The sequence below is a fragment of the Methanosarcina horonobensis HB-1 = JCM 15518 genome (assembly GCF_000970285.1).
GTDB classification, from domain to species: Archaea; Halobacteriota; Methanosarcinia; order Methanosarcinales; family Methanosarcinaceae; genus Methanosarcina; species Methanosarcina horonobensis.
The window spans coordinates 3,974,210-4,000,033 of the sequence record NZ_CP009516.1 but is presented as its reverse complement, the minus strand read 5'-3'; the positions used below and the strand labels follow the sequence as shown (position 1 = coordinate 4,000,033).

Sequence of the window (25,824 nt, the reverse complement as noted above, 5' to 3'; positions counted from 1 at the left end):
CCGTGCAGTTCTTTTCACTATTTTTCTTACTCAACTATCTACGTCTTTTAAGACTCAGCCCGCTTGGATTTTCGGGGAAAAACATTACACTTCTGGAACAGGTTCTATTTTTCAGGGATAACCCTTCAGTCAGATTCGTTTTTCCCTACATCTACAATTTCCACTTCCTCTCTTTCCCACTCGCGGTCGTGAGAAATTATGAAAAGAGTCCAGTCTCCATGTTTGAGGAAGTAGTCCGCAACCTTTTTCTTAAGCCCGGAATCGAGTGCCGAGGTTGCTTCATCGAGAAGGAAAATATCTCTTTCAAGCAGCAGGGCTATTAAAATTCCTATTCTCTGTTTTTCTCCCCCTGATAGATTTTCAAAGCTTTTCTCGAGTATATCTTTTTCAAGTTCGAGCTCGCTCATATACGTATGCAGCTTTTCAGAATCCATTTTTTCTCTGTTAGGCCTGTAAGAGTGAACTTCTTCAAACAGGGCCTTTACAGGTCCTTCACCGAGATCAGTATCCTGGGAAATGTAGGCTACCTCTTTTCTGACCTGCCAGGCTACCTGCGGGTTTAAGGGCATGCCCCTGTAATAAACCGAGCCTTCTGAAAGCTTTTCAAACCCCAGAAGTGTTTTGAACAGGGTTGATTTGCCGGTTCCTGATTTTCCTTTCATCAGTACCTTTTTTCCTTTCGGGATGCAAAGAGAAAAATTCGAAAGCACTTTTTTGTTCCCGAAGGCTATGCCGGCTTTTTCATATCTTATTATTTCATCCTGCATTTCTGCCTCTGATCTCCTCGCTCTACTAATAGATTTTACTAATAGATTTCTTGCAGGTTTTTGCTTTTTTCTTTCCTTTTTGTAGAAAAGGTTTCTTTCCTGTAGTCTCGATAAGAGAAAGTTTATTTATACAGAGGTGTTCACATAAATTAACTCATAAATCAGTCCGTGTATTATTGCAGGATAGATAAACTTCAAATAAAATGCTATATATGACGTGCTGACCTTAATGTCACATGCCAGTCTTGTTTATATAAATCAATTATAGGTATCTAACTTCAATAGGTATCTAACTTCACAGATCTTCTTATTATACCTAAATACTTATTTCGACACATTTATGCATTAACGCGATTACAATTTAATATATCTGCATCTTAACATAATTATTCTTCAATATGTCTATGTTTTTCATGCAGTTATGTCTTATAATCTTGTAATCTATGAGGAAAAAAAATGGATTTTGAAGCTTCTGCTAAAAACCTTACAACTCCGGTCAAAGGGGCAAAGATAGTACCTAACATGACTGTAGACGAGCTTGTAAAGGAGTACAGCGGCTGTGCCTTTGGAGCAGGCAGGCTGGCTGAAGCCGTGGATATCTATTATGAGATGCTGGCTTCTGAGAACACTACGAAATTTTTCGGGCTTGCGGGAGCAATGACACCTGCAGGCATGAGAAGTATTGTTGCAGACCTGATCAGGGACGGATATATAGATGTGCTTGTTACAACAGGCGCGAATATGGTGCATGATACTGTTGAAGCCCTTGGTCTTCACCATTATAAAGGTTCGGACTGCGCAAACGACATTCAGCTCAGGCATGAATGCATTGACAGGATCTACGACGTCTACCTCCCGGACCAGCACTTTACCGACCTTGAAGAGTTTCTGCAGAGTATTTATTCAGGACTTCCGCAGGAAAAACTCTCTATCCGCCAGGTCCTTACCGAAATTGGAAAAAACCTGGACGATGACTCCTCAATCCTGAAAACTGCTGCTGAAATGGGAGTGCCTGTTTACTGCCCTGCCCTTCAGGACTCAGTAATAGGACTTCAGGCCTGGCTGTACAAAGAAGGAAACCCTCTGCATGTGGACGCTTTTGCGGATATGCATGAGTTCATGGAAACCTGCTATGAGGCTGAAAGCGCAGGTGCCATGCTGCTTGGAGGAGGGGTTCCCAAGAACTATATCCTGCAGTCCATGCTTGTGACTCCCAAATCTTTTGACTATGCAATCCAGCTAACAATGGACCGCCCGGAAACCGGAGGTCTGAGCGGAGCAACACTTGACGAAGCCCAGTCCTGGGGAAAGGTCGGGGAGGATGCAAAATCAGTAACCGTATACGCAGATTCGACCATCACTCTCCCACTAATTGTTTCGGCTGTGCGGACACGCCTTTCAAAGAGGTGATTTGATGGAAAGGAATACCTGTATGATCCTTGCCCTGGATGTAACCGATAGGGAAGAGGCGCTCAAGATTGCAGAAGATGTCTGGGAATTCGTGGATGCAATAAAGGTAGGCTACCCTCTGGTCCTTGCTACGGGGCTTGACATAATAAGAGAGCTTGCCGAATTTGCCCCAATCATAGCCGATTTCAAGGTTGCCGATATCCCGAACACAAACCGCCTTATCTGCGACCAGGTCTTTGAAGCCGGAGCTGACGCAATAATCGTTCAGGGCTTCACAGGCAGGGACAGCCTTGACGCCTGCATCGAGATTGCTTCCGAATACAGGAAGGACGTCTTCGTTGTAAGTGAAATGAGCCACCCCGGAGGAGCCGAGTTCCTGCAGCCGGCAGCAGAAGCAATTGCAAAAATTGCCCTTGAAGCAGGAGCCTTCGGGCTTGTCGCTCCAGCCACGCGTCCCGAAAGGGTAAAAAAGATCAGAAAAATCATCGGAGACAAACTCACCATTATTTCTCCTGGTGTTGGCGCTCAGGGAGGAAAAGCCTCGGATGTAATTGCTGCAGGGGCAGACTGGGTGATTGTAGGCAGAAGCATCTATAAAGCAGAGTCCCCAAAAGAGGCTGCATGTGAGATTGCTGAAGAGATTCGGGCTGAACTTTGCGGAGAGTAATGAAGAATATTTTTATTCTGGAAAAGTTTTTATTTTGGGAAAGAACAATTCTCTGACAGAAATTCCCTGAAAAATCTTTTTAATCTCAAACACGTGCCTGTGATGAAAAATCTGGCTGATTCCATGATGAGCCCTATGAGTCCTGAGGCACGAAAATTGAGTACACAATGACTTCTATACTGAGCTCCCCGAAAAGTCAAACGGCATATTGTAGAAGTTATAAGAAACATAATATCTGATTCTCTATTCCATTGTGCACTGGTCTGTTTTAAAAGCTACAGTAGGTTACAATATTTTTTGGATAGTCTTTAGTCTTTTATCAGGCCAAATATAGATATAGCTGTTTGCAATAAAAGAAGGCAAAAAAGTTGATTTTTATCCTATTTTTTCTTCAATTCAGAGCCTATCCGGTAAGTCGACAATTGCGTTTTGTAAAAAGTTGCAATAAATTTTATTCCGTGTCTTTTTGACACGGAATACTAATATTCAAATTGTTTTCAAATTTATTTATATTCAAATTCTATTCCGATTTATTTCTTTGGAGGCCAGTTCTTTTCCATCCAGCCTGGGAGTCTTCCTGAGTCCATTGGGCCTACTTTGACGCTTGCCCCGAGCTTATCCTCGAGGTCACCCTGGAGACGGGCAGCAAGACCCGGAGTGATAACGGTGTTGTGGTTTACAGCTGTCTTGAGGTCGAAACCTGCCTTGTCAAATGCATCCTTCACTTTGTCAGCAGTCAGCTGTCCACCGGCAACCGCAGCTTCCACACCTATACCGTCGGTGTTAACTGCAAGCAGCCAGCAGTCTATTCCGTTTGAGGACAGGTCGCTCTCTACTGTGTAGTAGGTCAGGGCGAAGTTTGTGGTAAAGAGTACCGGGGAGTCCGCAGTTGGGTTTCCTACCTTGTACATCTTCGAGTCCACAGCAACAGGAGACCTCGGGTCGGTATAGATGGTCTCGGCCAGGTGCACTTCGGGCATTGTGGCATACGGCTCCATGCTATGAAGGATCATTATGTCGCCGTACCTGATGGTAAAGACTGAAGCCATCACGGTTTCCCAGTAGGAGGCGCTGACAGGGTCGGCAATTCCGGCCATCCAGGCAGTGAACGGGAGAGCCATGATCGGGTATGCGATCTCGGTGTCGCCCATAATGCCTGCTCTCCTGATCTTGAGGAAGTTTGTGAAGGTGTCCTTCAGGCCCTTGCCTGTCGGGTAAGTTCCCGGGTCAAGGACAATGTCCTTAATTCCTGCCTCTGCAAAGGTCTTTGCAAGGGTCTTGAGGGCATCAAGGTCATTGAAAGCTGAAACAACAACAGGCACCTTGTACTCAAGGGCAAGTTCTCCAATTTCTTTCCAGTTGTCCTTGTTTGCGGCATAGAGCAGTGGGTTCTTGTCCTTTGCTACCTCAAGTCCTGCCTTCAGGACTGCCGGGTTGAAGGAACAGAAAATCATGGGTATACCGACTTCTGCAACCTTCTTGACAGCTGCTGCAAACTTTACCGGGTCATTGGAAACGGCTCGGATTGCCACACCGTCGAGGAGGAGGTTGCGTCCGACATAGAACTTCTTGTAGCCAGCTATCTGCTTGACTCTGGCAACAAGGGCAGCTTCTTCCATGTTGTCTGCCACATCAAAGAACATCTTTGTCTTGTTGAAGAATGTGAGCTTGTGGCGATACAGGACATCGTCCCCACCAATATTGACTGCTTTTTCGCCTGCTCCGATGGTTACCTGGCGAATTTCCGGAGCAAGAAGCCTGTCAAGTTCTGCAAGTTTCTTTGCAAACTTCTTTTCCTTAACCAGGGGTGGGCAGTCTGACGTCTTACCTGACCTGTCAATCAGCTTGGAGGCAAAAGCCATACAGGTAGCTTCACCACATTCTCCACAGTTTGTCTGTGGCAGGTACTTGTAAGCTTCTAATGGGCTGTTTATTTTCATGTTTTACACCTCCGCTCCGATCCATTTGGCAATGTCAACCTGTTCGGTGTCGATCATACCGAAGAGGGTCTGAGTGATCTGCTTCAGGACAGCAACCGATGTTGGGTGCATCATCATGAAGAGGTCATTACCTGCAATTGCAAGTGAGAGACCTGTGACGATTTCCCAGATAGGACCTCTGTACTCTCTCGGGCCCCAGTCAGAATCTTCCTTAAGCGGTGAGCTGACCATCCAGGACTCACGGGCACCCCATGCATTTGTGGTACCTGAAGACATCGGGAATGTCAGTTCATCGTCACCCATGAGTGCTGCAAGTCTTATGCGCTCCATGTTGGTGTAAGCGTAGTCCAGACCGTATCCGAGGGCAGCAGTGGTCGGGTCCATGATGATCCTGTCCCTTGGCACATTGCACTGCTTCATGAGCTTCCTGTTAAGCTCCTTCTGGGCGTTCATGTCCAGCTGGGTCCAGGAAAGGACGTCGTGGTCGTACTTTATTGCTGCTTCTGCAATTGCTGCATAGTCCAGGTTCAGGCTTGCAGATGCAAGGAGACAGCGCTCGCCTTCTGCAACTTCTGCTGCTCTTGCGAGGACTTCGGGGTCTTTCTGTGGGTTTCCTGATCCACCAATTGCTATTGGCACATCAACAGCCTGCAGAACTTCTTCTACTGTCTTTGCTGCTTCTTTTGCAGGCGTGTCTTTAATAAGCGGGTCGGTTGAGATCAGGTGGATGGTAATCATGTCTGCGTTGAACTTCTCAACGTTCTTTTTTGCCCATTCTCCCGGGCTGTCCATGACTTCATCATAGTTCTCCTTGACAGCCTTTGCAAGTCCGATCCTCATGTCGAACACGTCGATAGTGACCTGGTTCCTGTTCGGCATCGGGGCGTCTGGGAAGAACGGAAGGGCTTTTTCTCCACCCACCACTACTCTCTTGCCGCGGCTTCCGCCGTCTGCAGAAGTGTTGCCTATGGGTACTTCCTGGATCTGAGTTGTCCATTCTGCGATATTAGCAACATCAAACTTTGCAGGAATGAGATCTTTGAGTTTCGGGGCTGCCAGAGCTGGGGAGATTGCAGGAGCAGCTGCAGGTGCACCAATGCCAACAGGGTAGCCAAACATGCCTGCAAGTCTTGCAAAGTGCTGGGCAAGTATTGCACTCTCCTGCCCTAGAGCTGCGGCAAGCATCGGGTCAAAGCCGCCTCCGAGTCCACCGAGATCAATCTCAATGTCCCCTTCAATAGTCACACCTTCGAGGGCTTCTACATCCATTCCCGCGAACATGCTTGTTAAATCTGATAACTTCATTTTCTTTGCCATGTAAACCTCACCGTTTCCGTAATTTTTGCCGTTTTCGTGAGTGACTGCTATAATTAAGATATAAGTACGGGATGTGTTTCCAGATCTTTTTCCCTTTATAGGAACAGGGACCGGGGCAGGAATGGAGTCCTGCTCCGTTATTTACAGACTTTAAATTCCGTTTCAAGCTCTTAACCGGCCATGGTTCCTGTTATCTTAATCCGGCTCAGTTTTCTGCTCAATCCACAGGTTCAAAAAGAAGCTTGGTTTCAGAACCCCAGTTTTTGTACAATGTTTTCAATTTCTTTTGCAGCAACTGAATCATCAGGGATTTCAAAGAGAGGTATACCTTTTATGTCCATTTCCTCGATTTTAGGATCGAGAGGTATCATACCTATCATATTAAGTTTCAGGTCCCCTGCCAGTTTAACTAGCTCTTCGCGGTTAGCATCCGTGACTTTGTTTGCAATAACGTGAATTCTGCCTACATTTGACTCCAGTTCATCCACAAGTTCATGAATTCTTTCGGCAGTTCGGAATCCTCTGCGTGAGGCGTCAGTCACAACAATAAGGTCATCGATGTCCCGAATAATCTTCCGGCTGAAATGCTCAAGCCCGGCTTCCGCATCAATAATGACCACATCATAGTTCGTGATCAATTTATCCATTATGCCCCTCAGGAGGTTGTTTACGTAACAGTAGCAGCCTGAACCTTCGGGTCGGCCCATGACCAGCAGGTCGTAGCCCGGCATCTCCTCTATGATCTCGTAGACCTTACTTTTTAGTACTGACTCTTTATTCATATCGGGGTTGTCAGGCCTTGGTTTTGTAATTTCGGCCTGTAAAAACTCCTTTGCGTCCCCGATTGTTTTTACGTTCTCAACGCCAAGAGTTTCTGGCAGGTTCGTGTCAGCGTCTGCATCAACTGCCAGTAAAAACTTCCCTTTTTTTGAAAGGTAGCGGATCAGAAGAGCCGCTACCGCTGTTTTACCTGTCCCACCTTTTCCCGTTATTGCAATTACTTTTGTCACAGAATACCCCTTTGGATTGTTTTTCGGTTTTAGGCAATCGCCTGTCGTCACTCAGTTACTTCTTTTCCTTCTTCTCGCTTATGATCATCCTGTCAATTGTGATCTTTGCGTTCTTGAAGGTCAGCTTTATTCCACCAGCTGAACCTCCGGACATCATCGGCATTGCAGGCATCTGGAAGCCAGCTGCAGGCATCATCATCGGAGCTGCTGCAACAGCTACTTCCTCTTCCTCTTCTTCCTCTTCCTCTTCGGCTGCTGCCCAGGTGGCAACTACCGGGTGGCCCTTCTCCTCGAGGAAGGCTTTCAGGGACTGGATGTCAGTTGCATCTTTCTCGGTTGCGATCTTGTCTTTGAGGTCAGCAGGGATGGTCTCATCAATCTTCTCCTTGAGCATCGAGGGGAGCCAGACAACTCTGTTCCAGCCACCGTCAGCCTGGATGAACTTCGGGGAGTAGAAATAGTTGATACCAATACCGAGGAAACCTACTATCTGCTTTCCGCCACCGGTCTGACCGGCCATTGTAGAGAAGCCGATACCGTTTGGTGCCATTCCCTGGTATTCTCTGTTAACCCAGCCGATACCGTCGACTTCAGGGATATAGAACCCGACTACTTCGAAGCAGCCGCAGGATGTGTGAGGTGCATCGAAGAAGGAGTGGAGTTTGATCTTATCGAATTCACCGGCAGAGAGTTTCTTAGCAATATCGTTCACACCGGAATATTCACCCTTCTCGGCATCAATAAGGTCACCCTTGGCAATTTCAAACTGCGGACCTTCCGGGTCGACTTTTGCTGCTGCACGGCCGTCGAACCAGTTGATTGCACCACAGAGTGAGACTCTGTCAGGAGATACCACGCAAACGTTGGTCGGAGCAAAGGACTGACAGAGAGTGCACCCGTAGAAGACATCAACATCTTCGTCATGCAGGTCTTTTGTCCTTGCGTCTCTTGCCTTGAAAATCTCCTTTGCAGCTTCGAGCTGCTTCTTTACTTCTTCTTCATCGGTGTAGAATGTCACCTGCATCTTCTCGATAAAGGGCAGTTCTGTCTTGAAAAGCATCATAACGGCTTTTCCGAAGGGCTCAAAGGAGTCCATCTTTGCAGCTGTGTCCTTTGAAACTCTCATCCATACATCGTACCTCTGGTTCAGGTGCATAATGCCCTGGCAGTAGTTGATGAAGTCGTGGACACGCCTTTCTACGACAGATTCGAGGTCAGGCTCGACAAGTTCTCCGCCAATGTTAAAGACCATTGCCCATGGGTAGGTCTTTCCTTCTTCGAGCTGCTTGAGGTCTGGCCCGACAATTGTTACTTTGTCGTCCTCGATTGCATCCATATCTGCTGCACGGACAAGTTCCAGACCGATAGACTTGGGGCCACCGAGCTCTACGAACATTCCTTCTTTCCTTACTCTTTCTCCTTCAAACATTGGGGAAATCTCAAATGGGAATTCTGCCATTGTGCTTTCGCCTCCTAAATAAAATTATAATGCCTCAATTAATTCATCCAGTGCAGCATAGTGATCTGCCTTGCTAAGGTTCCCGAAAGACATTGTTGCGTTCTGGATGTAGCTTCTGTCAATTGCGATTGATTTTACACTGGAAAAGTTCTTTGTTCCGGACAGTACCTGGTTGACGTAGTATTTTATGTGCCCCAGGACTATGATTGTGTCATATGTCCCGTTGCCGTCAAGTCCTGGCCAGGCAGGATCTGTTACGTAGAAACCCAGCTGGTGAAGGTTGATGTACTTGGCATTCACGTCCTTGCCCACAAAGCCGGGCATAGAACTTCCGGTAGCTGCAATTGGAATGTTTGCTTTCTGTGCAATCTTTACTGCCCTGTCCAGGAGTTCCGGGTCAAGGACTTTGGTCCCTACCACAAGAAGCGGCCTCTTTGCCTTTGAAATTAGCTTGGCTGCTATCTCAGGGGTGGTTGCTTTGGCAGTTGTCACTCCGTAGCTGGTAAAGAGTTTGGTGTTCTTGGTAGTGTCTACCATTTTCAGGCCCCCTTGCAAAGTCTCTTGAGGTTAGTTGGCTGTGCTGAGACGTCGAATTTAATCTTCGGGCCGGAGATGATCTTCTTCCTCTTCCAGTCAATTTCCCAGCCGTGCTCTGATTCGAGCCTCTTCAGGAGCTCTTCACGCTTGGCAAGCGGGAGGTCGGCTTCGTTCCTGACGAACTTCCACCAGTCTTCTGGCTCTACACCGAGGTACTTCTTTGAAAGCTCCATCCAGTGGGTCAGCTTTATGGCTCTTCCCATGTTGTTGTCAGATGGGCGGATGCATGCCTTTGCCATCATCGGGATTGCTTCCTGCCAGCTCTCTGCTGTGGTCAGGAGGAATTCAGGTGCTGGCGGGATGTTCATCTCTGAGCCGTCTCTGGCATCGAACACTTTCCACTTGGACTCGTCATAGTTCTTGGCAATCAGAGCTCTCCTGTACTTGGAACTGTGCGGGCCGAGCACTGCAGGGATACCATAGATGTTACATCCGGTACCGATTGAGGCTGCCTTCTGTGAGTATGCACCCCAGGCAAGTCCGCATGCACCAACACGGTTAAGTGTGTAGTCTGCAACTTCTGCCAGGTTTCCTGCAAGGACTCTGCCTGCGAAGATACCGGCAACTTTCTCTGCGGCTCCACTGATGTGTGCGTTGGATACACAGGAACCGGTGTTAAGCAGTCCGCCTCCTGAGAATGTACCCGGGAACCTCTCGTAAAGGGTCTTGCCATCCTCGTCCTTGAACATACCGATGTCCATTGCGGAACACCCGCTTACTGCGAGGAGATAGTTTCTCTTCAGGAACTCTTCGGCAATGAGGTAGACGTCTTTGGTACCGGCTGGATAGTTCGGGCATCCGATAATTGCGATGATACCTGGGGTAGTTCCCATAACGAGGTTCAGGCCTTCTGCTCTGATTTCTGCATCGCTTGCCTGTCCTCTGCCTGACCTGACCCATCCTTTCTCTTCGCTGATGGCCTTCTGTGCAGCTTTCTCAATGACGTTCAGGATTGGGATTTCCTTCTTACAGACCTGTTCGCAGCGGCGGCATCCGATACAGACATCGTGAATAGCTTCAAGGTACTCGTAGCTTCCCTTGGCTGCGGATTCCAGGGCTTCGGGGATGTCGAGCTCTTCTGGACATGCCAGCAAGCATTCTCCACACTTGGCACACTTTTCGACGTATGCCTTGAATTCCTCATCACTCGGAATTGCTGTGATGCCTTCTGCATCGCGGATTGGAGCCATTGTCTGGGCAATCTTCGGGACGAGTTCTCCAAGTTTGTCATAGTCAAGCATTACACAACCCGGAATTGCTCCGGATTTGAGCTCCTCGACTATTGAATCCACATCTGCGTCTGTGCGGTCTGGCAGACCCATCATGATCTTTTCGTTGGAAGCGATCACTGGGATCTTGAGTTTCTGGGACTCTGATAAGACATCACCACGGACACACTGTTCGTCTACAACAATGACATCAGGCATTCCGGAGCGGATTACCTTCAGTTCCTTAGCCAGTGACCCTACGATCTTTGCATATGGAGCTCTCCTGTCAGCTTCCTTGTACCTTGTCATGTCGAATGCGGTACAGCAAAGCCCTGCAATTTCCATCTTGTCGGTCAGGTTGTTTTCTTCCATGTAGTCCATGATGTAGGTTACACCGGCTACGTTGTGCCCGATTGCAACTATAAGAGGCTTGGACTTGTCAATGGATCCCATACCGATTTCAATGAGCGGGGCTTCGGGGTCAGCTTTCGGGAAGTCATATGCTGATACCTGGGCGATATCGGAGATTTCCATACCAACATGGTCTAGACTGCCGCTGAATAAAGACTTTGAGTCGTAGTCAATCTCTGCGCTTTCCTGGCCTGCGTGGATAGTTGCAAGCAGCTGGGTGAGCTGTTCTTCAACATACTCCATTGGAGCCCTGCATTCTCCGAGGGTCTTTGGACTGAGCCCGGTGCAGATTGTGACGTTAGGGGTCAGGACATTTGATTCTCCAAGGTTGAGGGGGAGATCTTCACCAAAGACTTCTATTACATGGTCAAGCAGGTGACGGCCGTGGGCAGCGTGGCAGGCAGTACCTGTAATTACACGGAGGAAGAATTCCCTTCCTGTTTGGCCGGCCATGTCAATTCCGCAGGCACCTCTCTTGTTCCCGGAAAGGTCACATGGTCCGTAGGTACAGTAGCAGCACTGGTCACACATAGGGGTCAGAACAGGCTCGTAGCGGTCAAGAAGAAGCAGATTCCAGCTTCGGTAGGATGCTATGCCTGCCAGAGCTGTGGGACCCATCGGGCCTAACTCTTTTGCTTTTTCTTCAGCAGCCTCCTTTGCTGCCCCTACAATATTATTGATAGTGATCTGAACGGATTCAAGATCTTCTATAGAAAAACTCCCAGTAGTTAATTTGCTCATTTCAGCTTTACCTCCTAAATACGCTTAAAGTCATTTATCAGACGATTCTTGAAAGTTCCAGCTATCTAAATGACATTTTTAGAGATCGTTTTTTAACTTTTTATAGAATTTACACACTTACACTACAAAACTAAGTACAGTAAATCAAGCAGTTAAAACTTGAATTTTTAAAGAGTTGGGAGTTCACTGCTTTTATTTAAACATCAAGTGGGTAAGTCCTATACTAGTAAACGTTGTGATCTCAGAAAAATAAAAGAGATCTTAGAGACTATCCGAAAAGTTCTATTCATGTTGTAAATTTTACAATTGGACAATTAGTGTTTATTATCCGGAATCCGTTCATTTATGATCGTTGATTGTAGAAGTTACAATAGCCAACAGCACTTTTCGGATTATACTCCTAAATTACACATTAGCGACGTGTTATAAATAATTTACACTTTTGTTCTGTTTAAATATAAAAATAAATGATTCACCTGTATAAGTTCTGTATTATCTCTTACAGGTTGTTGACTCGTGACGAATCTAAAAAAACGGCATCATGTGTCAATTTTTCATAAGAAAAGAACACGAAATTATTCGAGTAAGGGCAAAACAAGATTACCAGTGATTAGCAGAGCTTTTACGTTAAATCAGGTGTAAAAGGCAGAAATAGCCAGAGGACTAAGGGACGTATGATATATAACTATTAAATAGACTTCCTAGTTATAATTGTATTTTATACAGTTAGGGGTTTATTACTGTTGATTTTGTACTTAAAAAATACAGAATCCTGAAAATGGATTCAGAGATTTTAATTTACTCATAATTAAATATTAAGGCGTTAATTATTTATATTACATCTCTTTTGTGCATTTTGACTGTCGGTTTAGTTAAGTAGAGTAAAGAATCCTAAAAGAGATCTTAGAGACTATCCGAAAAGTTCTATGCATGTTGTAAGATTTACAATTGGACAATTAGTGTTTATTATCCGGAATCCGTTCATTTATGATCGTTGATTGTAGAAGTTACAATAGCTAACAGCACTTTTCGGACAGACTCTTAAATTACACATAAGCGACGTACTATATATAATTTACACTTTTGTTCTGTTTATGTATAAAAATAAAAAAATCCGTTTTATAAATCCTACATGGACTTTTATAGATTGTTGACTCCTGACGAATCATGGAAAACGGCATCATGTGCCTATTTTTCCTAAGAAAAGAACACGGAGCTATTAGAATAAGAAATAAAACAAAAGTATCAGTGATTAACAGAACTTTTATGTTAAATGATATGTGAACGACAGAAAATAGCTACAGAACTGATGGGCATATGTACAAAGCTGTTATGTAAATATCGTAAATATCATAATTCTAATCCTATTTTATACAGTTATACACCTATTGGTATTGATTTTTTTATTTGCCGTATAAAATCCTAACTATGGAACTCGAACTTATTAATTTATTAATAGTTAAATTACTGCAGCGTTAGTTATTTATATAACATCTCTTTTGTGTATTTTGACTGACGATTGATTTAAATGGAGTAAAGAATCCTAAAAGCTACTTACTACAAACTCAGTTAAATTTGAGTGACCTCCAAGTATCGTCCCAAAAGTTGTCCGAACTGTTGTTCCAATCTAATTTTCAGACTCGGCAATGGAAGATTGACGATATTAAGGTCAATACTTTAAACGCTTTAAGTAATATATATCGATCGATAGATATTTATTACGTGTTGCATTAGTTAATTAGATGGTCAATAAAGTTAAGCGCAGGGTATCTTGTTTTCCAAAGGCCACCTATTACAAGCCCAGAGAAATCCCTCTTTGCTGTCTGGAAATTACCAACCTATCCATAGAAGAGCTTGAGGCTATTCGTCTTTGCGACCTTCTTCAAATAGAGCAGAGCGAGGCCGCTGACAGAATGGGGGTATCCAGGAAAACTTTCTGGAACGACCTCCAAAATGCAAGACAGAAGGTGGCTGATGCTCTCGTTAACGGAAAAGCGATTGAGATTTCTGGAGGAGAATACGTTAATACTGGTGAATGCAAGGTCAGTTTTCTCTGCAAAGAATGCGATCATGTGTGGGAAGCAAAGTCCAATCAGTACCGCCCCACAAGCTGTCCGAATTGTAGTTCCAATCTAATTTTCCGACTGGGCGGCGATGGAAAAGGAAAGAGATTTATTGAGAATGATTACTGTTGCCCTAAAAAAGGAAAGCAGCAGGAATAATTGTGAAGGAAGAAAAAAGTGATAATAATAGCTATACCGTCGATTAATGATACTAGAATCTGATGTATGTGTCCGTTTTGGTTCATATATGGCATGATTCCTTCCTTTTGGATAAACTGGAATATCTTCCTGGAACAACGAAATAATTCGGGCATTTTCTGATTTTTAGGCATTCTCTGGCATTTCGACAAATTTCAATATCTGTCAAAAAAATCAGATGTTTGATACACTCAAACAAAGAAACATCATACCTTGAAGTTGTAATGTTAGTAGTAATGGTGAGGTTAGATGAAGTTCTGGAATTATTCTTATGCCATATCATCTAAATGACTCAACAAATTATTGATGTGACAACGATATTTTAGCCTCTTTTTCTATTCTGTGTTCGTCACCTGAGTTTTCAAAAGAACTTTTCATCAGGTACGTCATCAGAGCTACAAGCAACCCAAAGGAACCTGATATTATGAAAACCGTGTCAAGATCAAAATATGACAGGACTATACCAAATACTAAGGGAGAAAGACTCTGACCTATGTATTTCATAGTATTGTGAATAGACAACACACCACCTTTTGATTCTGAAGGTGCAATCTTAACTATCTGTGCATCAATTGTGGTTTGAGCAAGCCCAAAACCTGCTCCGAATAGCAGTATTAAAAGAAGAACTGCGACAATTGAATGCGCAAATGAAATAGAAAATATTGCCAGTCCATCAAGTGCAAAACCAGTGGCAATAATTAGTATCGTTGAATGCTTACCGGCCAGAGTTTTCACGCGGGGTACCATCAACATGATAGCTATTCCCTGAATAGCCAGTATAAGTCCTGCTTCCTTTGCAGTATAGCCTAATACATTCTTAAGCATAAAGGGGACGTAGGTAAGCACCGAATATAGTATAAAGAAAACCGCAAAGCTCAGGAATACCGTGTACAATATTCTCAATTCCTTAAGTGCTGTAAACCCATTTAATATGCCTTTATGATTGTCATTGTCCCTCTGAACCCTTGTCTCTGGAAGGGAGGCCATCACAACAAAGGCAAACGGAAGTGAAAGTACATAGAAAAGAAACGGATAGTTCCATCCCAGATTTGCCAGTCCTCCGCCTATAAGAGGAGCAGATACCGAGCCAATAGCAAGAGCCAGACTAACCTTATTCATGGCATGCAAACTTCTATGGTCTTTGTACACGTCCGCTATGACCAGCATTGGCAAAGACATCATCCCAGCTACCCCTATGCCCTGTATGAACCTCAAGACAAGAAGTGATTGCAGGTCAGAAGTAAAATAACTTACAAGTCCCGTTAGACCGTAAATCACAAGGCAGGGAACAAGTATCTTCTTACGGTTCACACGGTCGATAAAATGTCCAATTGCCAGTGCGAAAATAGCTGTTGAGATAGCGTACGTTGATATCAATAGTGCTACTTCATGGGATGTTGTTTTCAGAGGTTCCACCATATCTGGCAATACCGGTGCTAAAAGAGAGCCTCCTGCCATTGCAAAAAATGTAGTAACACAAAGCATTAGAAGATGAATATTTTTAAATTGCATGATCTTGTCTCGTTTTTTGAATTTCGTGGTCTTGTCTCGTTATTTCACATTATTTTCAATACATTCTCAAACATAATTCCAAGTGAGTTCGTAATATTTTTTCTTTGACTGTCATCAAAACCGGAGAAGAGAATGTCCTCCCACTCCGAAGCTATTCTTTTCATATCCGGTTCTAACTTTTTTCCTTTCTCGGTAAGAAAAACCCTGTATGATCGCCTGTCCTTCTCATCCCTCTGTCTGAAAACATAACCCTCATCAACAAGTTTCTGTATAGCCCTTGCAGTAGTGCCTTTATCAATTTTTAGATAGTCAGAAAGACTCTCCTGATTGATCCCATCCTCACGATATAGTCTCATAAGAAAAGGAAACTGTCCGCTTCCAATACCATATGGCTCAATTTTTTTCCCAATAAAGATCTGTTCATATCTGTAAAGATATGAGATGGCTTTTCCAATGAACTCTTTACCACACATTTCTTTAGCATGTGAACTTCCATTGAATTCAATTGTACTCACTTTATTACTTCCGCATTGTATATTTAAAACAGTTGCAAACGCAACTATCTTGGTTGGGTACACGACCACTTGAAATAATATATAGTTGTCGATACAACTAATTGACATCAGAACTTTGATCGTCTTTTAGTAGCTGAGACACCAATGAGAAAAATTTGTTTGACATGTGGTATTGGTAAAATATAAATAATATGTAGACCAGTCATTATAATCACTAGAAAAATAATTCGGTTATGTCCGTGAGTTACTGATCACCTCTAAAAAAAAGTACATCCCTCCATGTTTGGTAATAAATGGAAAGATATTGTTTGTTTACGTTTTTCAATAACTCACGGCTATTACCAGTTATTCTATGGGATGTGTATGGAACCCACGATAACTATAGAGAACGTAGTGGCATCTACAAAGCTGGCAGAAGATTTCGACCTGCAAAAATTAATGGAGACCGGGCTTGAAGGTGCAGAGTATAACAAAACGAAGTTCCCCGGCCTCGTATACAGAATTGAGAATCCAAGGGTTGCCTTTCTAATTTTCAACTCCGGAAAAGTGGTATGCACTGGAGCCAGGAGTATCGAAAAAGCTCATATGGCTATGATCAATCTGGCTAACGAACTCAATTCAATCGGCTGCAAGGAAATAGATCTGGAGCCTGAGATTCATGTTCAAAATGTAGTAGCCTCTGCAAATTTAAGGACGAATTTAAACCTGAATGCCATTTTGACAGTCTTTGGTATGGAAAACGTCGAGTACGAACCAGAAGTATTTCCTGGGCTTGTTTATAAACTAGAGATTCCCAAGGTAGCAGTGCTTATATTCAGAACTGGCAAACTGGTGTAATTACAGGTGGAAAATGTCCGGAGGATTGCGAAGAGGGCCTGCGGATCATTAAGAAATAGCTGGACAACTTAGGATTGCTTTATTAAATCTTCAATAGCCATGCATATTATCAACGATTTTGTGGAATCTATATGGAATCTAAAATGAATACACGTGAAAAAATCCTTACTACGGCTGCTATTTTGTTCCAGAAAAACGGTTATCACGCTACCGGGTTAAATGAAATTATTAAAGAAAGCGCAACGCCAAAAGGATCGTTGTATTATTATTTTCCAAACGGAAAGGAGGAGTTAGCAGCAGCCACTATAAAATTGATGGGAGATAAAATTCAACACGATATTAAAGAAGAATTAGCACAAAATAGTGATCCAGTTCAGGCTATCAAGGAGTTTATTCTGGATTTGGCATGGAAATTTAATGAAAAAGAAGATCAAGAGAACTGCTTTTCGATCGGTTTGCTGGCATTAGAGACGGTTTCAATAAGCGATTCTTTACGAAAAGCCTGTACTGAAGTCTATGATATGTGGACTGATACATACTATCAGAAATTAGTTAGCAGTGGACTCTCATCAGAAAAAGCAAAAGAACTGAGCTTAATTCTTCAATTAATGATCGAAGGCGCGATAACTATATCTTTAATTCGTAATGACAATACTATGCTGGTAGCCACTGCTGAGAAAATACCTGTTCTATTAAAAGATAAATAACTTAATTTTCAAATTTTTTACTTTATATATAGAGACCTGTCTATGCAATTCACGGGTTGAAACTTATGTTAACTAATATAGAGATCAATGGAATCATTATACAAACATATGAATCAGTATACGACTATGTGTCTCGAAACGCGAACTTTTCTGATTACCCAGATGAGAAAGTGGACGTGTCAGTGTGCATATGTAAATTTTGGTGAGCATGAAATCAGCTACCTGAAAGCAGATGTCATGGACAAACCTGTGTACACTCTAATATACAAAACTGTGCAGGTTACTGATGAAGTGTATCTATACTGCTATCCCTCAGACATCAAGATCTTTGAAACAGAGGAAGCAGCGCAGGTAAAGGCTGAAGAACTGAACAATACATGAGGCAACATAATGGGGTGGATTTGCAGTTAATTTACGCGTTCTGTTATTTGCAGACTATGGGCTTGGAGACATGCTCTTGTCCAATACCAAACCTGATCCTGTAGATTTCAACTCTTTTCCAGTTTTTTGTTTTCCAAGATTTCCTTCAATTCCTTTTCCAGTTTTTTCCTCCTTATGTCCAGGTGATCGGCTTCTATTGCTTTATAAGAAAAAGGGTAACTGCTACTGTATAATAATGCTCACAAAAAAGATATTCTGGTTGTACTGGTTGTGTTCAAAACTTCGAAAGCTGCTTCTGTAATCCCTGTAAATCCAATAATTTTTCTAAAAAAATCAAATATCGTTAAGTTTAAATCTCTAAATATATTATATATGTTTATAGGTAAGACTTCTAATACGTTTCAGGATAGCTCTACTAAAAAAAGCTATTATCCACGTTCTCAATGACTCCGTCCTGGGACAAAAAGGCTAATATTTTTCAATTCGGTATACAAAAAGGAGATTTATCATTGAACTTTTTTTCACAAATTTCCTCAGGCTTCCCAGAGTCCCAGTTAACCGCTCTATATAATAATATCGAAGAAAAACTTGAATTAATTTCTTCTTTTTTTAAAGAGGGTTTTGAAAAGAGCGAATATTACGTGTGGATAGTTTCTGGTACTCTAGGTTATGAAAACGCAGAAACGGAATTAAAAAAAGCTTGCTTTGATATTAATCTTCAAGGATTCTCGTCTCAATTGGAAATCATTCACATAAAACAGTTGGATTTTAAGGAAGAAATCCTGCCTTTAAACATAGGGAAATTCCTTGAAAAAAAATATGAACTTGCATCTTCAAAGGGATTTTCAAGCTTAAGGGTTGGTATCGATCTCCAAGTATCTGCAAATGGTGATCCTCTCTCTTATATATATGAACTTAAAAGGCACTTGGATCTTTTTCTCCGCAAAAATAAGGCCTTTGTCCTGAATATCTTCCCACTTAAGGCATTTTCTACCTCAGAAGTTCTTGATCTTCTCGAGGAAAACCATGACATGATAATTAAAAGAAAAGGAGCCTGGATAGCCCCCTTTATGCTGCTGAATGAAAAGATTGGAAGCAGCTTTCCTGTTAATCCGGCACATAATTTACAGGAATCTAAACAGGCTTTAGAAAAGTGGACTTCTGAGAACCTGAAAAGTCCTGACGATAAATTCAAAATCATTTTTGATAACGTGGACGATGTTGTGGCTGTCTGTGATCTGGACTGCAGGATTCTGGAAATAAATAAAAAAGGCTGTGAATGTCTTGGTTATTCCTGTGATGAACTTTTGCAGATGCCGATATGGAAACTGGAAACTCCTGAGTACCAGGCAATGTTTGAGGAACACAGAAAGCTAATCCTGGATTCAGGACATGCTCTTTTTGAAGTTGATCTCCTCTGTAAGGACGGGACTGTCGTCTCTCACGAGATTAGCACCTGGGTTATAGAGTATGAGGGAAATCTAGCCATTCTTTCTATTGGCAGAGATGTAAGCGAGAAAAGAGCAGTATTTGAAACTCTGAAAAAGTCCGAAGAAAAGTTTAGAAACATATTTGACAATTCCAATGATGCGATCATCGTTTATGACATGAAAGGCAGGATACTGGAAGTCAACAGAGTCTGCTGTGAACGTACTGGCTATTATACATACGAAGAACTTCTCCAGATGTCTCTTGAGGACTTAAAAGGTCCAGGTGTCCAGGTTCAGGAGGAAATTGAAAAGTTTAAAAAATGCGGGTATATGATGATAGAGATCGAGTGTCGTTGCAAAGACGGAACCACTTTTCACTATGAAATCAGTAACAGGGCAATAAATTATGAAGGACAGCCTGCTATCCTCTCGATTAGCAGGGATATAACCGAACAAAAGCGAGTCCGGCGGGAACTTGAGAAAAGTGAGGAAAAGTTCCGGATAGCTGCAGAGCAGACAGGTCAGATCATATTTGATTGTGACCTGATGACCGGCTCCTTTGACTTGTCAGGAGCAATTGAGGAGCTGACAGGGTATAGTCCTGAGGAGCTTCATACACTTCCCATAGACATATGGAAAGGAATCCACCCTGATGACGCAGGAAAATTCTTTAAAGAATATGAAAGAATCTTGCAAGCCGCTAACAGGTACCGGGAAGAGTACAGGTTAAGGAGAAAGGACGGCAGCTATTTCTATGCGGAAGATACCGGGATTATCCTAAGGGATGCAGCCGGGCAGCCTCGCAGAATTATAGGGACAATAAAAGATATTACTCCCATAAAGGTTACCTCGGAAAAGTTAAGGGAAAGTGAGGCACTCCACCGTTCTTTTTTACAGAACTTTGCAGGAATCGCTTTCCAGGTAGACAAGGATTTCAATACTGTTTTTTCACGGGGAAGAGTAGAAGAAATGACAGGCTACAGTGAAAACGATTTTACTTCTGGAAAAATAAGATGGGAGGATCTTGTTGACTCCAGAGATCTGGAAAAGCTCCACATGGATGAAAGATTCCTGCAGGAAAATCCGGAATCCACTCTTGAAAAGGAGTACCGTATAATAAGAAAAAATGGTGAGATCCGCTGGGTCCATGATATCCTCCATTGTATCCGTGACGATCAGGGAAACATCCTATTTTATCAGGGCTATTTATGTGATATCACGGAGAGAAAGACTGCCGAGGAGGCTATTCTTCACGCAAAAATAGAGTCTGAAGTCGCCAGAAATACAAAAACCGATTTTATTGTCAACATGAGCCATGAACTGAGGACTCCGTTAAATTCCATTATCGGGTTTTCAGATCTCTTGCAGCTTGAAATCTTCGGAAACCTCAACCCGAAGCAGTTGAAACACGTAAAAAATATCTCCATAAGCGCAAAACACCTCCTTGACCTCATAAATAACCTCCTTGACCTCTCAAAGATAGAGGCCGGGAAGTCCGAAATGTATTATGAAGAGGTCTTGGTCCCGGATGTGATTGCCGAGGTAAGTGAAGTCATCTCACAAAAAGCCCGGGAAAAAAACATTTTTCTGGAAACTAGGATAGCCAAAGAGGTAAAAATGATCAGGGCTGACCGGATAAAGTTCAAGCAGATTCTCTACAACCTTTTAAGCAATGCTATTAAGTTTACTCCGGCTGGAGGAAAAGTTACAGTTACTGCCACCTGCGAGAAAAATTGCCTGGAAGTCAACGTAACTGATACCGGAATCGGCATCCCGGCGGACAAAATTGAAATAATCTTCCATCCTTTCGTACAGGCTGATACATCTACTTCCAGAGAATTCGGAGGGACAGGCCTGGGCCTTACTCTTGTCAAAGAATTTGTAGAAATGCACAATGGAAAGGTACGAGTAAGTTCAGAGCTCGGAAAGGGAAGTACATTTACTTTTACCCTGCCAGAAAACGTGCAGTCTGTTTTTTCTAAAAATCTCTCCTGAAAATTGTCCGGAGCCTGTTTTACGAATCAGCATATGTTTTACTATTAAATACCTGCTTTCCGGGGGTACTTTGATTCAGTGAGAGGTAATTTTATTCACTCTCCCATCCTGGAAATAACTTTAAAAACTCCTGGGTAAATTACTGTGCTAGGTGAACTTTGTATGAGAATAGCAGTGTGCGGGAAAGGAGGAAGCGGAAAGAGCACTATTTCGGCTCTCCTGGCAAAGCAGATGGCAAAAACAAAAAATGTGCTTGTGCTTGATATAGATGAGTCCAACTACGGGCTTCACAGCCAGCTCGGATTGGCAGCTCCACGGGATCTCATGGAGTATTTCGGAGGAAAGAAAGGCTTTAAAGAAAAACAGAGGGCTGCTCCTAAGCAAACGCAGTTCTGGGGGCTTGCAGCTGAAAATAATAAAGGGCAACCAGTTCAGCAGCAGTCCCGTTTTTTCAAGGAGAGATGGAGTTTTTCCGACCTGCCTCCTGAATTTGTGGAAGAAAAAGGAAACCTAAAGCTCATGGCTGTTGGAAAGATCAAAGACTACGGAGAAGGATGTGCGTGTCCCATGGGGGTCTTGACAAGGGAGTTTCTTGAAAATCTTGACCTCGGGAAAGATGATTTTGTGATTGTGGATACCGAAGCCGGGACTGAACACTTCGGACGCGGGGTTGATAAAGATTTTGACCTGATCCTTGTGGTTGTCGACCCTTCTTACGAATCCCTAAAGCTTTCAAAGAAGTTTGATGAGTTCGGTGCACAATGTGGGTGTGGAGTTTATTTTGTGCTTAATAAGGTCGAGCCGGACGTAAGGGAGGAGATGCTGGCTTCCGTGAACTGTGTGAATGTCGTGGCTGAGATCCCTGCAAGAAGAGAGCTTTTCAAAGCGTCCCTGAAAGGTGAAGAACTCGATCTTGATCTTGAAGAGATTGCGAAGCTTGCAGAGTTTCTGGAGAAGGCCGGTTCATTGACTCATTGATCCTTCATCAAGTTATGATTCCAGGAAGCTGATGGGAATTTCCCTTATCTCGACTATTTTTTATGTTTTAAATTAGTTCAAAAAACGAGCTTTAACTTTATTTTGTAAACATGAAATTTTTTATTATTTTTTTCGAATTCTTTACAAATGGCTTTCTTGTGTTAGCTCATTCTGCAGAAGAAATTTCCTGGTAATTATCCGAAAGTATATTATTGATCGTGTTATTTGAATAATGCAAAAGTTTTACCTAGTTTACAGACAGCGAGTTTTATTTGCCAGAGCTGTCTTTTCCTGGAATTCTGATTTGTTAATGTTAATTGACAGAGAACTAAATTTAAACTGTTATTAGAATTGCGTTTTATCGTTTAATATGTGGAGATCTTGATTATGACAATGCGTGAGTATATGCTTGGAAACGTGGCTATTGCTCGTGGACTTCTTGAAGGCAGCGTGCAGGTTATTGCAGGCTATCCCGGCACTCCCTCTTCGGAGATTATAGACACACTTGCTTCCCGCGAGGACCAGGACTACCATATAGAATGGTCGGTTAACGAAAAGGTCGCAATGGAAGTTGCAGTTGGAGCCGCATGGGCAGGAGTCAGGTCTGTCGTGACAATGAAGCACGTAGGGTTAAACGTTGCAGCCGACCCTTTCATGACCCTTGCTTATGCAGGCACAAAAGGAGGACTGATTGCAATCGTAGCTGATGACCCTTCCTGCCACTCGTCCCAGAACGAGCAGGATACAAGGCGTTATGCCCGGTTTGCCCTTGTGCCCTGTTTTGACCCTTCAACACCCCAGGAAGCCAAGGACATGATACCTTATGCTTTTGAGTTTTCGGAAAAGTTTGAAATTCCTGTAATTTTCAGACCCACGACCCGGATCTCGCACGGGAAGTCTGACATTGAGCTGGGGGAAGTCCCTTCAGACAAGCCGGTTCCTCATTTTGAAAAACTTCTCGACCGCTGGGTTATGCTTCCCAAAAACGCCAGACCCCGCCATACCCATCTCCTCTCTATCCAGCAGCCAATTGAAGATGCCCTTGCAGAGTCACCATGGAACTCCCTTGAACTGAAACCTGATGCAAGGCTTGGAGTAATAGGGGCAGGCATTGCTTCTGTATATGCAAAAGAGGCTCTGCAGGAGCTCGGGCTTGAAGCTTCTTTCCTGAAGATAGGAACCTATCCTGTCCCGAAAAAGCTTATTCTGGAACTTCTCAGCACAGTTGACACGGTTATTATTTTCGAAGAGCTCGAGCCTGTTGTTGAAGAGCAGGTAAGGATGATTGCACAGGAGTCCGGGCTTGAGGTCTCTATTATTGGAAAAACAGGCGGATTTGTTCCTCGGGAGGGAGAACTGGATATAAATGCCTTCCTTGAAGCCCTGAAGAAAGCTTTTGATCTGGAGGTTGAACCCGAGACTGGAGGTGTTTCTCTTGAACTGGCTCCCCGCCCGCCTGCCCTCTGTGCCGGCTGCTCTCACAGGGCAACTTTCTATTCCATGAAAAAGGTCTTTGGAAAGGATGCTATCTACCCGAGCGATATCGGCTGCTACACCCTTGGTATCCAGAGTGGGACCGTTGAGACCACGCTCTGCATGGGTTCAAGCATAAGTATTGCTTCCGGGCTTTACCATGCAGGGGAAAAGCGCCCCATCTGCTGTTCCATAGGAGACTCGACCTTTTTCCATACAGGCATGAACTCTCTCCTTAATGCAGTTTTTAACAAAGCGAATATCACGGTCACAATTCTTGACAACCGGATTACAGCTATGACAGGGCACCAGCCAAACCCGGGAGTCGGCTTTACAGTAACAGGGGAGCCTACAGTTGAGGTTTCGCTTGCCGAACTCTGCCGGGCGATGGGCGCAGAATTTGTAACTGTCGTTGACCCCTATAGACTTGAAGAGACCCAGGAAGCTTTCAAAGCCGCAAAGGACTTTGAAGGCACAGCCGTGGTCATTGCAAAACAACCCTGCGTGATCTCTGGAAAGAGAGCAGGGATTAGAAGGGTTCCTTACATTGTAGACCCTGAAAAATGTGAAGGCTGCAAGCAGTGCGTTAAGTTCGGCTGTCCGGCAATCGAGTTTGATGAAGATAATAAATGCGCTGTAATTACTGCTATATGTAGCGGGTGCGGGGTCTGTGCGCAGATATGCAAATTTGAAGCTATTAAGGAGGTGAAGAGATGAACGAGGGAACAGGAGAAAAGAAACTCGACCTCCTTATCACTGGAGTCGGCGGGCAGGGTGCAATCCTTGCCTCGGATATTATCGGAAAAGCCGCAGTCGTTTCAGGGCTTCCGATCCGGGCGGCAGAGACTCATGGGATGGCGCAGCGTGGAGGCTCGGTTGTTAACCACATAAGGCTGGGGTCCGATCTCGGGTCAATGATCCCTAAAAAAGGAGCGGACATTATGCTCGCCCTTGAGCCAATGGAAGCGGTCAGGTATCTCGATTTTCTTAAGGATGGCGGGGTAATTATAGTAAACATACAGCCAATTGTACCTGTTACGGTTACTTCAGGTCTTGCAAAATATCCTGATGTCCAGGAAATCCTTGACGTTCTTTCTGAAAAGTACGTAGTTAAAGCCTTTAATGCTGATGAGCTGGCTTATGAAGCCGGGAGCAGGCTTGCAATGAATGTCGCAATGGTCGGGGCAGTTTCTGGCTACCTGCCCATCCCGAAAGATGCCCTTCTTGAGAGTGTAAAGGCACTTGTGCCACAGAAGACTATCGAGATTAATGTCAGGGCTTTTGAGATGGGAAGGAGAAAAGTTGAGGAAAGTTAAACTTTTAAATATTATAACTTCCCACTTTTTTATCATGAATGTACTCTCTAATTGTAATCTATACTAAATATGTTCCACAAACTTGACAGTATAAAAATACTTTACAATTAAAAATCTAGGTTTATCTTTTAATTATAGAAATACATTGAATTAATATAGAATTAATTTTATTGAGTGCAATTACGACCGTCTATGGCCCACTAAGTAAAAGTGACGGAGAGTATAAAACATGGAACAGATAAAAGAGTGTATAATTGATTATTTGAAGGCTAATTCTTTTATGGATAAGGAAACTCACTTGGAAGATAGTGATTCTCTTACTCAAAACGGCATTATAGATTCTATTGGTCTGCTTGAATTGATTGATTACATCACTGAGAAATACTCTATCGAAATTCCAGAAGACATGTTGACACCTGAAAATTTTGACACGCTACAGGGAATCAGTAATATGATACATAAACTGGTAAAGTAAAAGAAGTGAAAATGTATGGAAACTGATGCGCATATTACAGAACGTGCCAGAAAAACTCCTCAAAACATTGCCCTGGAAGAAGGTAAAAACTCAATTTCCTGTAGCTGTCTCGAAAACGGTATAAATGCAATTGCTTCATACCTCAAGGATTTCAAGCATTGTAGATTTGCGATACTGGCAGAATCTGGTATACAATATGCAAAATTACTCCTGGCCATATACAGGTCAGAAAATATCTCAGTCCCTTTGCCAATCGAATTTCCCAGGTTCAGTCTTGGACAACTATCAGTAAAAGTCCTTCTTTAGGAAATCCTGCAGAAGGGACAGAAATCGAAACTCTGTTCGCATTTCGTCGGAAAAACCTTCCTGATTGCCTGTGCCCAAGAGAAATACTGTTGATTGATCATTTCCCATCTA

Annotated in this window: 20 protein-coding genes and 1 pseudogene; 12 read left to right on the top strand and 9 right to left on the bottom strand. The window is 43.3% G+C overall.

Going from position 1 to position 25,824, the window contains the following annotated elements; genetic code table 11:
• Positions 1 to 125: 125 nt before the first annotated feature.
• Positions 126 to 767, bottom strand: a complete 642-nt coding sequence (locus MSHOH_RS17465; RefSeq protein ID WP_048141589.1) for an ABC transporter ATP-binding protein — start codon at positions 765 to 767, stop codon at positions 126 to 128.
• A gap of 456 nt (positions 768 to 1,223) precedes the next feature.
• Between MSHOH_RS17465 and MSHOH_RS17460 the strand changes: the two genes are divergently transcribed.
• Both MSHOH_RS17460 and pyrF read left to right on the top strand, forming a co-directional pair.
• Positions 1,224 to 2,177 (top strand): deoxyhypusine synthase, encoded by a 954-nt coding sequence (locus MSHOH_RS17460; RefSeq protein ID WP_048141587.1) that lies wholly within the window; start codon positions 1,224 to 1,226, stop codon positions 2,175 to 2,177.
• 4 nt (positions 2,178 to 2,181) lie between these two features.
• Positions 2,182 to 2,844, top strand: coding sequence for an orotidine-5'-phosphate decarboxylase (gene pyrF / locus MSHOH_RS17455; protein ID WP_048141585.1), 663 nt, complete (start codon positions 2,182 to 2,184; stop codon positions 2,842 to 2,844).
• A gap of 530 nt (positions 2,845 to 3,374) precedes the next feature.
• Here pyrF and acsC read toward each other — a convergent pair.
• From acsC to cdhA, 6 genes are all read right to left on the bottom strand, one after another.
• Positions 3,375 to 4,784: an acetyl-CoA decarbonylase/synthase complex subunit gamma gene (acsC, locus tag MSHOH_RS17450; RefSeq protein ID WP_048141583.1), complete on the bottom strand. Its 1,410-nt coding sequence runs from the start codon at positions 4,782 to 4,784 to the stop codon at positions 3,375 to 3,377.
• A gap of 3 nt (positions 4,785 to 4,787) precedes the next feature.
• On the bottom strand, positions 4,788 to 6,101 hold the full coding sequence (cdhD, locus tag MSHOH_RS17445; RefSeq protein WP_048141581.1) for a CO dehydrogenase/acetyl-CoA synthase subunit delta: 1,314 nt from the start codon (positions 6,099 to 6,101) through the stop codon (positions 4,788 to 4,790).
• A gap of 248 nt (positions 6,102 to 6,349) precedes the next feature.
• Positions 6,350 to 7,111 (bottom strand): ATP-binding protein, encoded by a 762-nt coding sequence (locus MSHOH_RS17440; RefSeq protein WP_048141579.1) that lies wholly within the window; start codon positions 7,109 to 7,111, stop codon positions 6,350 to 6,352.
• Between the two features lie 55 nt (positions 7,112 to 7,166).
• Complete coding sequence (gene cdhC, locus MSHOH_RS17435; RefSeq protein WP_048141577.1) at positions 7,167 to 8,570, bottom strand: CO dehydrogenase/CO-methylating acetyl-CoA synthase complex subunit beta; 1,404 nt, start codon at positions 8,568 to 8,570, stop codon at positions 7,167 to 7,169.
• A gap of 24 nt (positions 8,571 to 8,594) precedes the next feature.
• Positions 8,595 to 9,107, bottom strand: a complete 513-nt coding sequence (cdhB, locus tag MSHOH_RS17430; protein ID WP_048137532.1) for a CO dehydrogenase/acetyl-CoA synthase complex subunit epsilon — start codon at positions 9,105 to 9,107, stop codon at positions 8,595 to 8,597.
• Between the two features lie 2 nt (positions 9,108 to 9,109).
• Complete coding sequence (gene cdhA / locus MSHOH_RS17425; protein WP_048141575.1) at positions 9,110 to 11,527, bottom strand: CO dehydrogenase/acetyl-CoA synthase complex subunit alpha; 2,418 nt, start codon at positions 11,525 to 11,527, stop codon at positions 9,110 to 9,112.
• Between the two features lie 1,742 nt (positions 11,528 to 13,269).
• Between cdhA and MSHOH_RS26090 the strand changes: the two genes are divergently transcribed.
• A complete protein-coding gene (locus tag MSHOH_RS26090) occupies positions 13,270 to 13,749 on the top strand; it encodes a DUF134 domain-containing protein (RefSeq protein ID WP_048141573.1) in 480 nt (159 codons plus the stop codon).
• Positions 13,750 to 14,088: 339 nt separating this feature from the next.
• Here MSHOH_RS26090 and MSHOH_RS17415 read toward each other — a convergent pair whose 3' ends face one another.
• Both MSHOH_RS17415 and MSHOH_RS17410 read right to left on the bottom strand, forming a co-directional pair.
• Positions 14,089 to 15,273 (bottom strand): MFS transporter, encoded by a 1,185-nt coding sequence (locus MSHOH_RS17415; protein ID WP_239451039.1) that lies wholly within the window; start codon positions 15,271 to 15,273, stop codon positions 14,089 to 14,091.
• 71 nt (positions 15,274 to 15,344) lie between these two features.
• Positions 15,345 to 15,923 (bottom strand): MarR family winged helix-turn-helix transcriptional regulator, encoded by a 579-nt coding sequence (locus MSHOH_RS17410; RefSeq protein ID WP_239451038.1) that lies wholly within the window; start codon positions 15,921 to 15,923, stop codon positions 15,345 to 15,347.
• A 255-nt stretch (positions 15,924 to 16,178) separates the two neighbouring features.
• On the opposite strand from MSHOH_RS17410, the pseudogene MSHOH_RS17405 reads away from it, so the two are divergent.
• The 9 genes and pseudogenes from MSHOH_RS17405 (at position 16,179) to MSHOH_RS17365 (ending at position 25,713) form a co-directional block, all read left to right on the top strand.
• Positions 16,179 to 16,711, top strand: a pseudogene (locus tag MSHOH_RS17405) (TATA-box-binding protein).
• Positions 16,712 to 16,783: 72 nt separating this feature from the next.
• Complete coding sequence (locus tag MSHOH_RS17400; protein ID WP_048141569.1) at positions 16,784 to 17,359, top strand: TetR/AcrR family transcriptional regulator; 576 nt, start codon at positions 16,784 to 16,786, stop codon at positions 17,357 to 17,359.
• Between the two features lie 108 nt (positions 17,360 to 17,467).
• Entirely contained in the window at positions 17,468 to 17,740 is a 273-nt protein-coding gene (locus MSHOH_RS17395) for a hypothetical protein (protein WP_162197653.1), read from the top strand.
• 443 nt (positions 17,741 to 18,183) lie between these two features.
• Positions 18,184 to 21,165, top strand: a complete 2,982-nt coding sequence (locus MSHOH_RS22345; protein WP_082089403.1) for a PAS domain S-box protein — start codon at positions 18,184 to 18,186, stop codon at positions 21,163 to 21,165.
• Positions 21,166 to 21,327: 162 nt separating this feature from the next.
• The gene (locus tag MSHOH_RS17385; RefSeq protein WP_048141565.1) at positions 21,328 to 22,143 is read left to right on the top strand and encodes an ATP-binding protein; all 816 of its coding nucleotides are present in this window, start codon (positions 21,328 to 21,330) and stop codon (positions 22,141 to 22,143) included.
• Positions 22,144 to 22,530: 387 nt separating this feature from the next.
• Positions 22,531 to 24,333, top strand: coding sequence for an indolepyruvate ferredoxin oxidoreductase subunit alpha (iorA, locus tag MSHOH_RS17380; protein WP_048141562.1), 1,803 nt, complete (start codon positions 22,531 to 22,533; stop codon positions 24,331 to 24,333).
• Positions 24,330 to 24,932: an indolepyruvate oxidoreductase subunit beta gene (locus MSHOH_RS17375; protein WP_048141560.1), complete on the top strand. Its 603-nt coding sequence runs from the start codon at positions 24,330 to 24,332 to the stop codon at positions 24,930 to 24,932. Before iorA ends, MSHOH_RS17375 begins: the two co-directional genes overlap by 4 nt.
• 229 nt (positions 24,933 to 25,161) lie before the next feature.
• Positions 25,162 to 25,407, top strand: coding sequence for an acyl carrier protein (locus MSHOH_RS17370; protein ID WP_048141557.1), 246 nt, complete (start codon positions 25,162 to 25,164; stop codon positions 25,405 to 25,407).
• A 15-nt stretch (positions 25,408 to 25,422) separates the two neighbouring features.
• On the top strand, positions 25,423 to 25,713 hold the full coding sequence (locus MSHOH_RS17365) for an AMP-binding protein (RefSeq protein ID WP_048141555.1): 291 nt from the start codon (positions 25,423 to 25,425) through the stop codon (positions 25,711 to 25,713).
• The last annotated feature ends 111 nt before the right edge of the window (positions 25,714 to 25,824 follow it).

Excerpts from the sequence above, each read along its gene's own strand:
- acsC (WP_048141583.1), bottom strand. The coding sequence starts at position 4,784 with ATGAAAATAAACAGCCCATTAGAAGCTTACAAGTACCTGCCACAGACA.
- MSHOH_RS17370 (WP_048141557.1), top strand. The coding sequence starts at position 25,162 with ATGGAACAGATAAAAGAGTGTATAATTGATTATTTGAAGGCTAATTCT.
- cdhB (WP_048137532.1), bottom strand. The coding sequence starts at position 9,107 with ATGGTAGACACTACCAAGAACACCAAACTCTTTACCAGCTACGGAGTG.
- MSHOH_RS17395 (WP_162197653.1), top strand. The coding sequence starts at position 17,468 with ATGAATCAGTATACGACTATGTGTCTCGAAACGCGAACTTTTCTGATT.
- cdhC (WP_048141577.1), bottom strand. The coding sequence starts at position 8,570 with ATGGCAGAATTCCCATTTGAGATTTCCCCAATGTTTGAAGGAGAAAGA.
- cdhD (WP_048141581.1), bottom strand. The coding sequence starts at position 6,101 with ATGGCAAAGAAAATGAAGTTATCAGATTTAACAAGCATGTTCGCGGGA.
- MSHOH_RS17400 (WP_048141569.1), top strand. The coding sequence starts at position 16,784 with ATGGAATCTAAAATGAATACACGTGAAAAAATCCTTACTACGGCTGCT.
- MSHOH_RS17460 (WP_048141587.1), top strand. The coding sequence starts at position 1,224 with ATGGATTTTGAAGCTTCTGCTAAAAACCTTACAACTCCGGTCAAAGGG.
- iorA (WP_048141562.1), top strand. The coding sequence starts at position 22,531 with ATGACAATGCGTGAGTATATGCTTGGAAACGTGGCTATTGCTCGTGGA.
- cdhA (WP_048141575.1), bottom strand. The coding sequence starts at position 11,527 with ATGAGCAAATTAACTACTGGGAGTTTTTCTATAGAAGATCTTGAATCC.
- MSHOH_RS22345 (WP_082089403.1), top strand. The coding sequence starts at position 18,184 with ATGACTCCGTCCTGGGACAAAAAGGCTAATATTTTTCAATTCGGTATA.
- MSHOH_RS17365 (WP_048141555.1), top strand. The coding sequence starts at position 25,423 with ATGGAAACTGATGCGCATATTACAGAACGTGCCAGAAAAACTCCTCAA.
- MSHOH_RS26090 (WP_048141573.1), top strand. The coding sequence starts at position 13,270 with ATGGTCAATAAAGTTAAGCGCAGGGTATCTTGTTTTCCAAAGGCCACC.
- MSHOH_RS17375 (WP_048141560.1), top strand. The coding sequence starts at position 24,330 with ATGAACGAGGGAACAGGAGAAAAGAAACTCGACCTCCTTATCACTGGA.
- MSHOH_RS17465 (WP_048141589.1), bottom strand. The coding sequence starts at position 767 with ATGCAGGATGAAATAATAAGATATGAAAAAGCCGGCATAGCCTTCGGG.
- pyrF (WP_048141585.1), top strand. The coding sequence starts at position 2,182 with ATGGAAAGGAATACCTGTATGATCCTTGCCCTGGATGTAACCGATAGG.
- MSHOH_RS17410 (WP_239451038.1), bottom strand. The coding sequence starts at position 15,923 with ATGTCAATTAGTTGTATCGACAACTATATATTATTTCAAGTGGTCGTG.
- MSHOH_RS17415 (WP_239451039.1), bottom strand. The coding sequence starts at position 15,273 with ATGCTTTGTGTTACTACATTTTTTGCAATGGCAGGAGGCTCTCTTTTA.
- MSHOH_RS17385 (WP_048141565.1), top strand. The coding sequence starts at position 21,328 with ATGAGAATAGCAGTGTGCGGGAAAGGAGGAAGCGGAAAGAGCACTATT.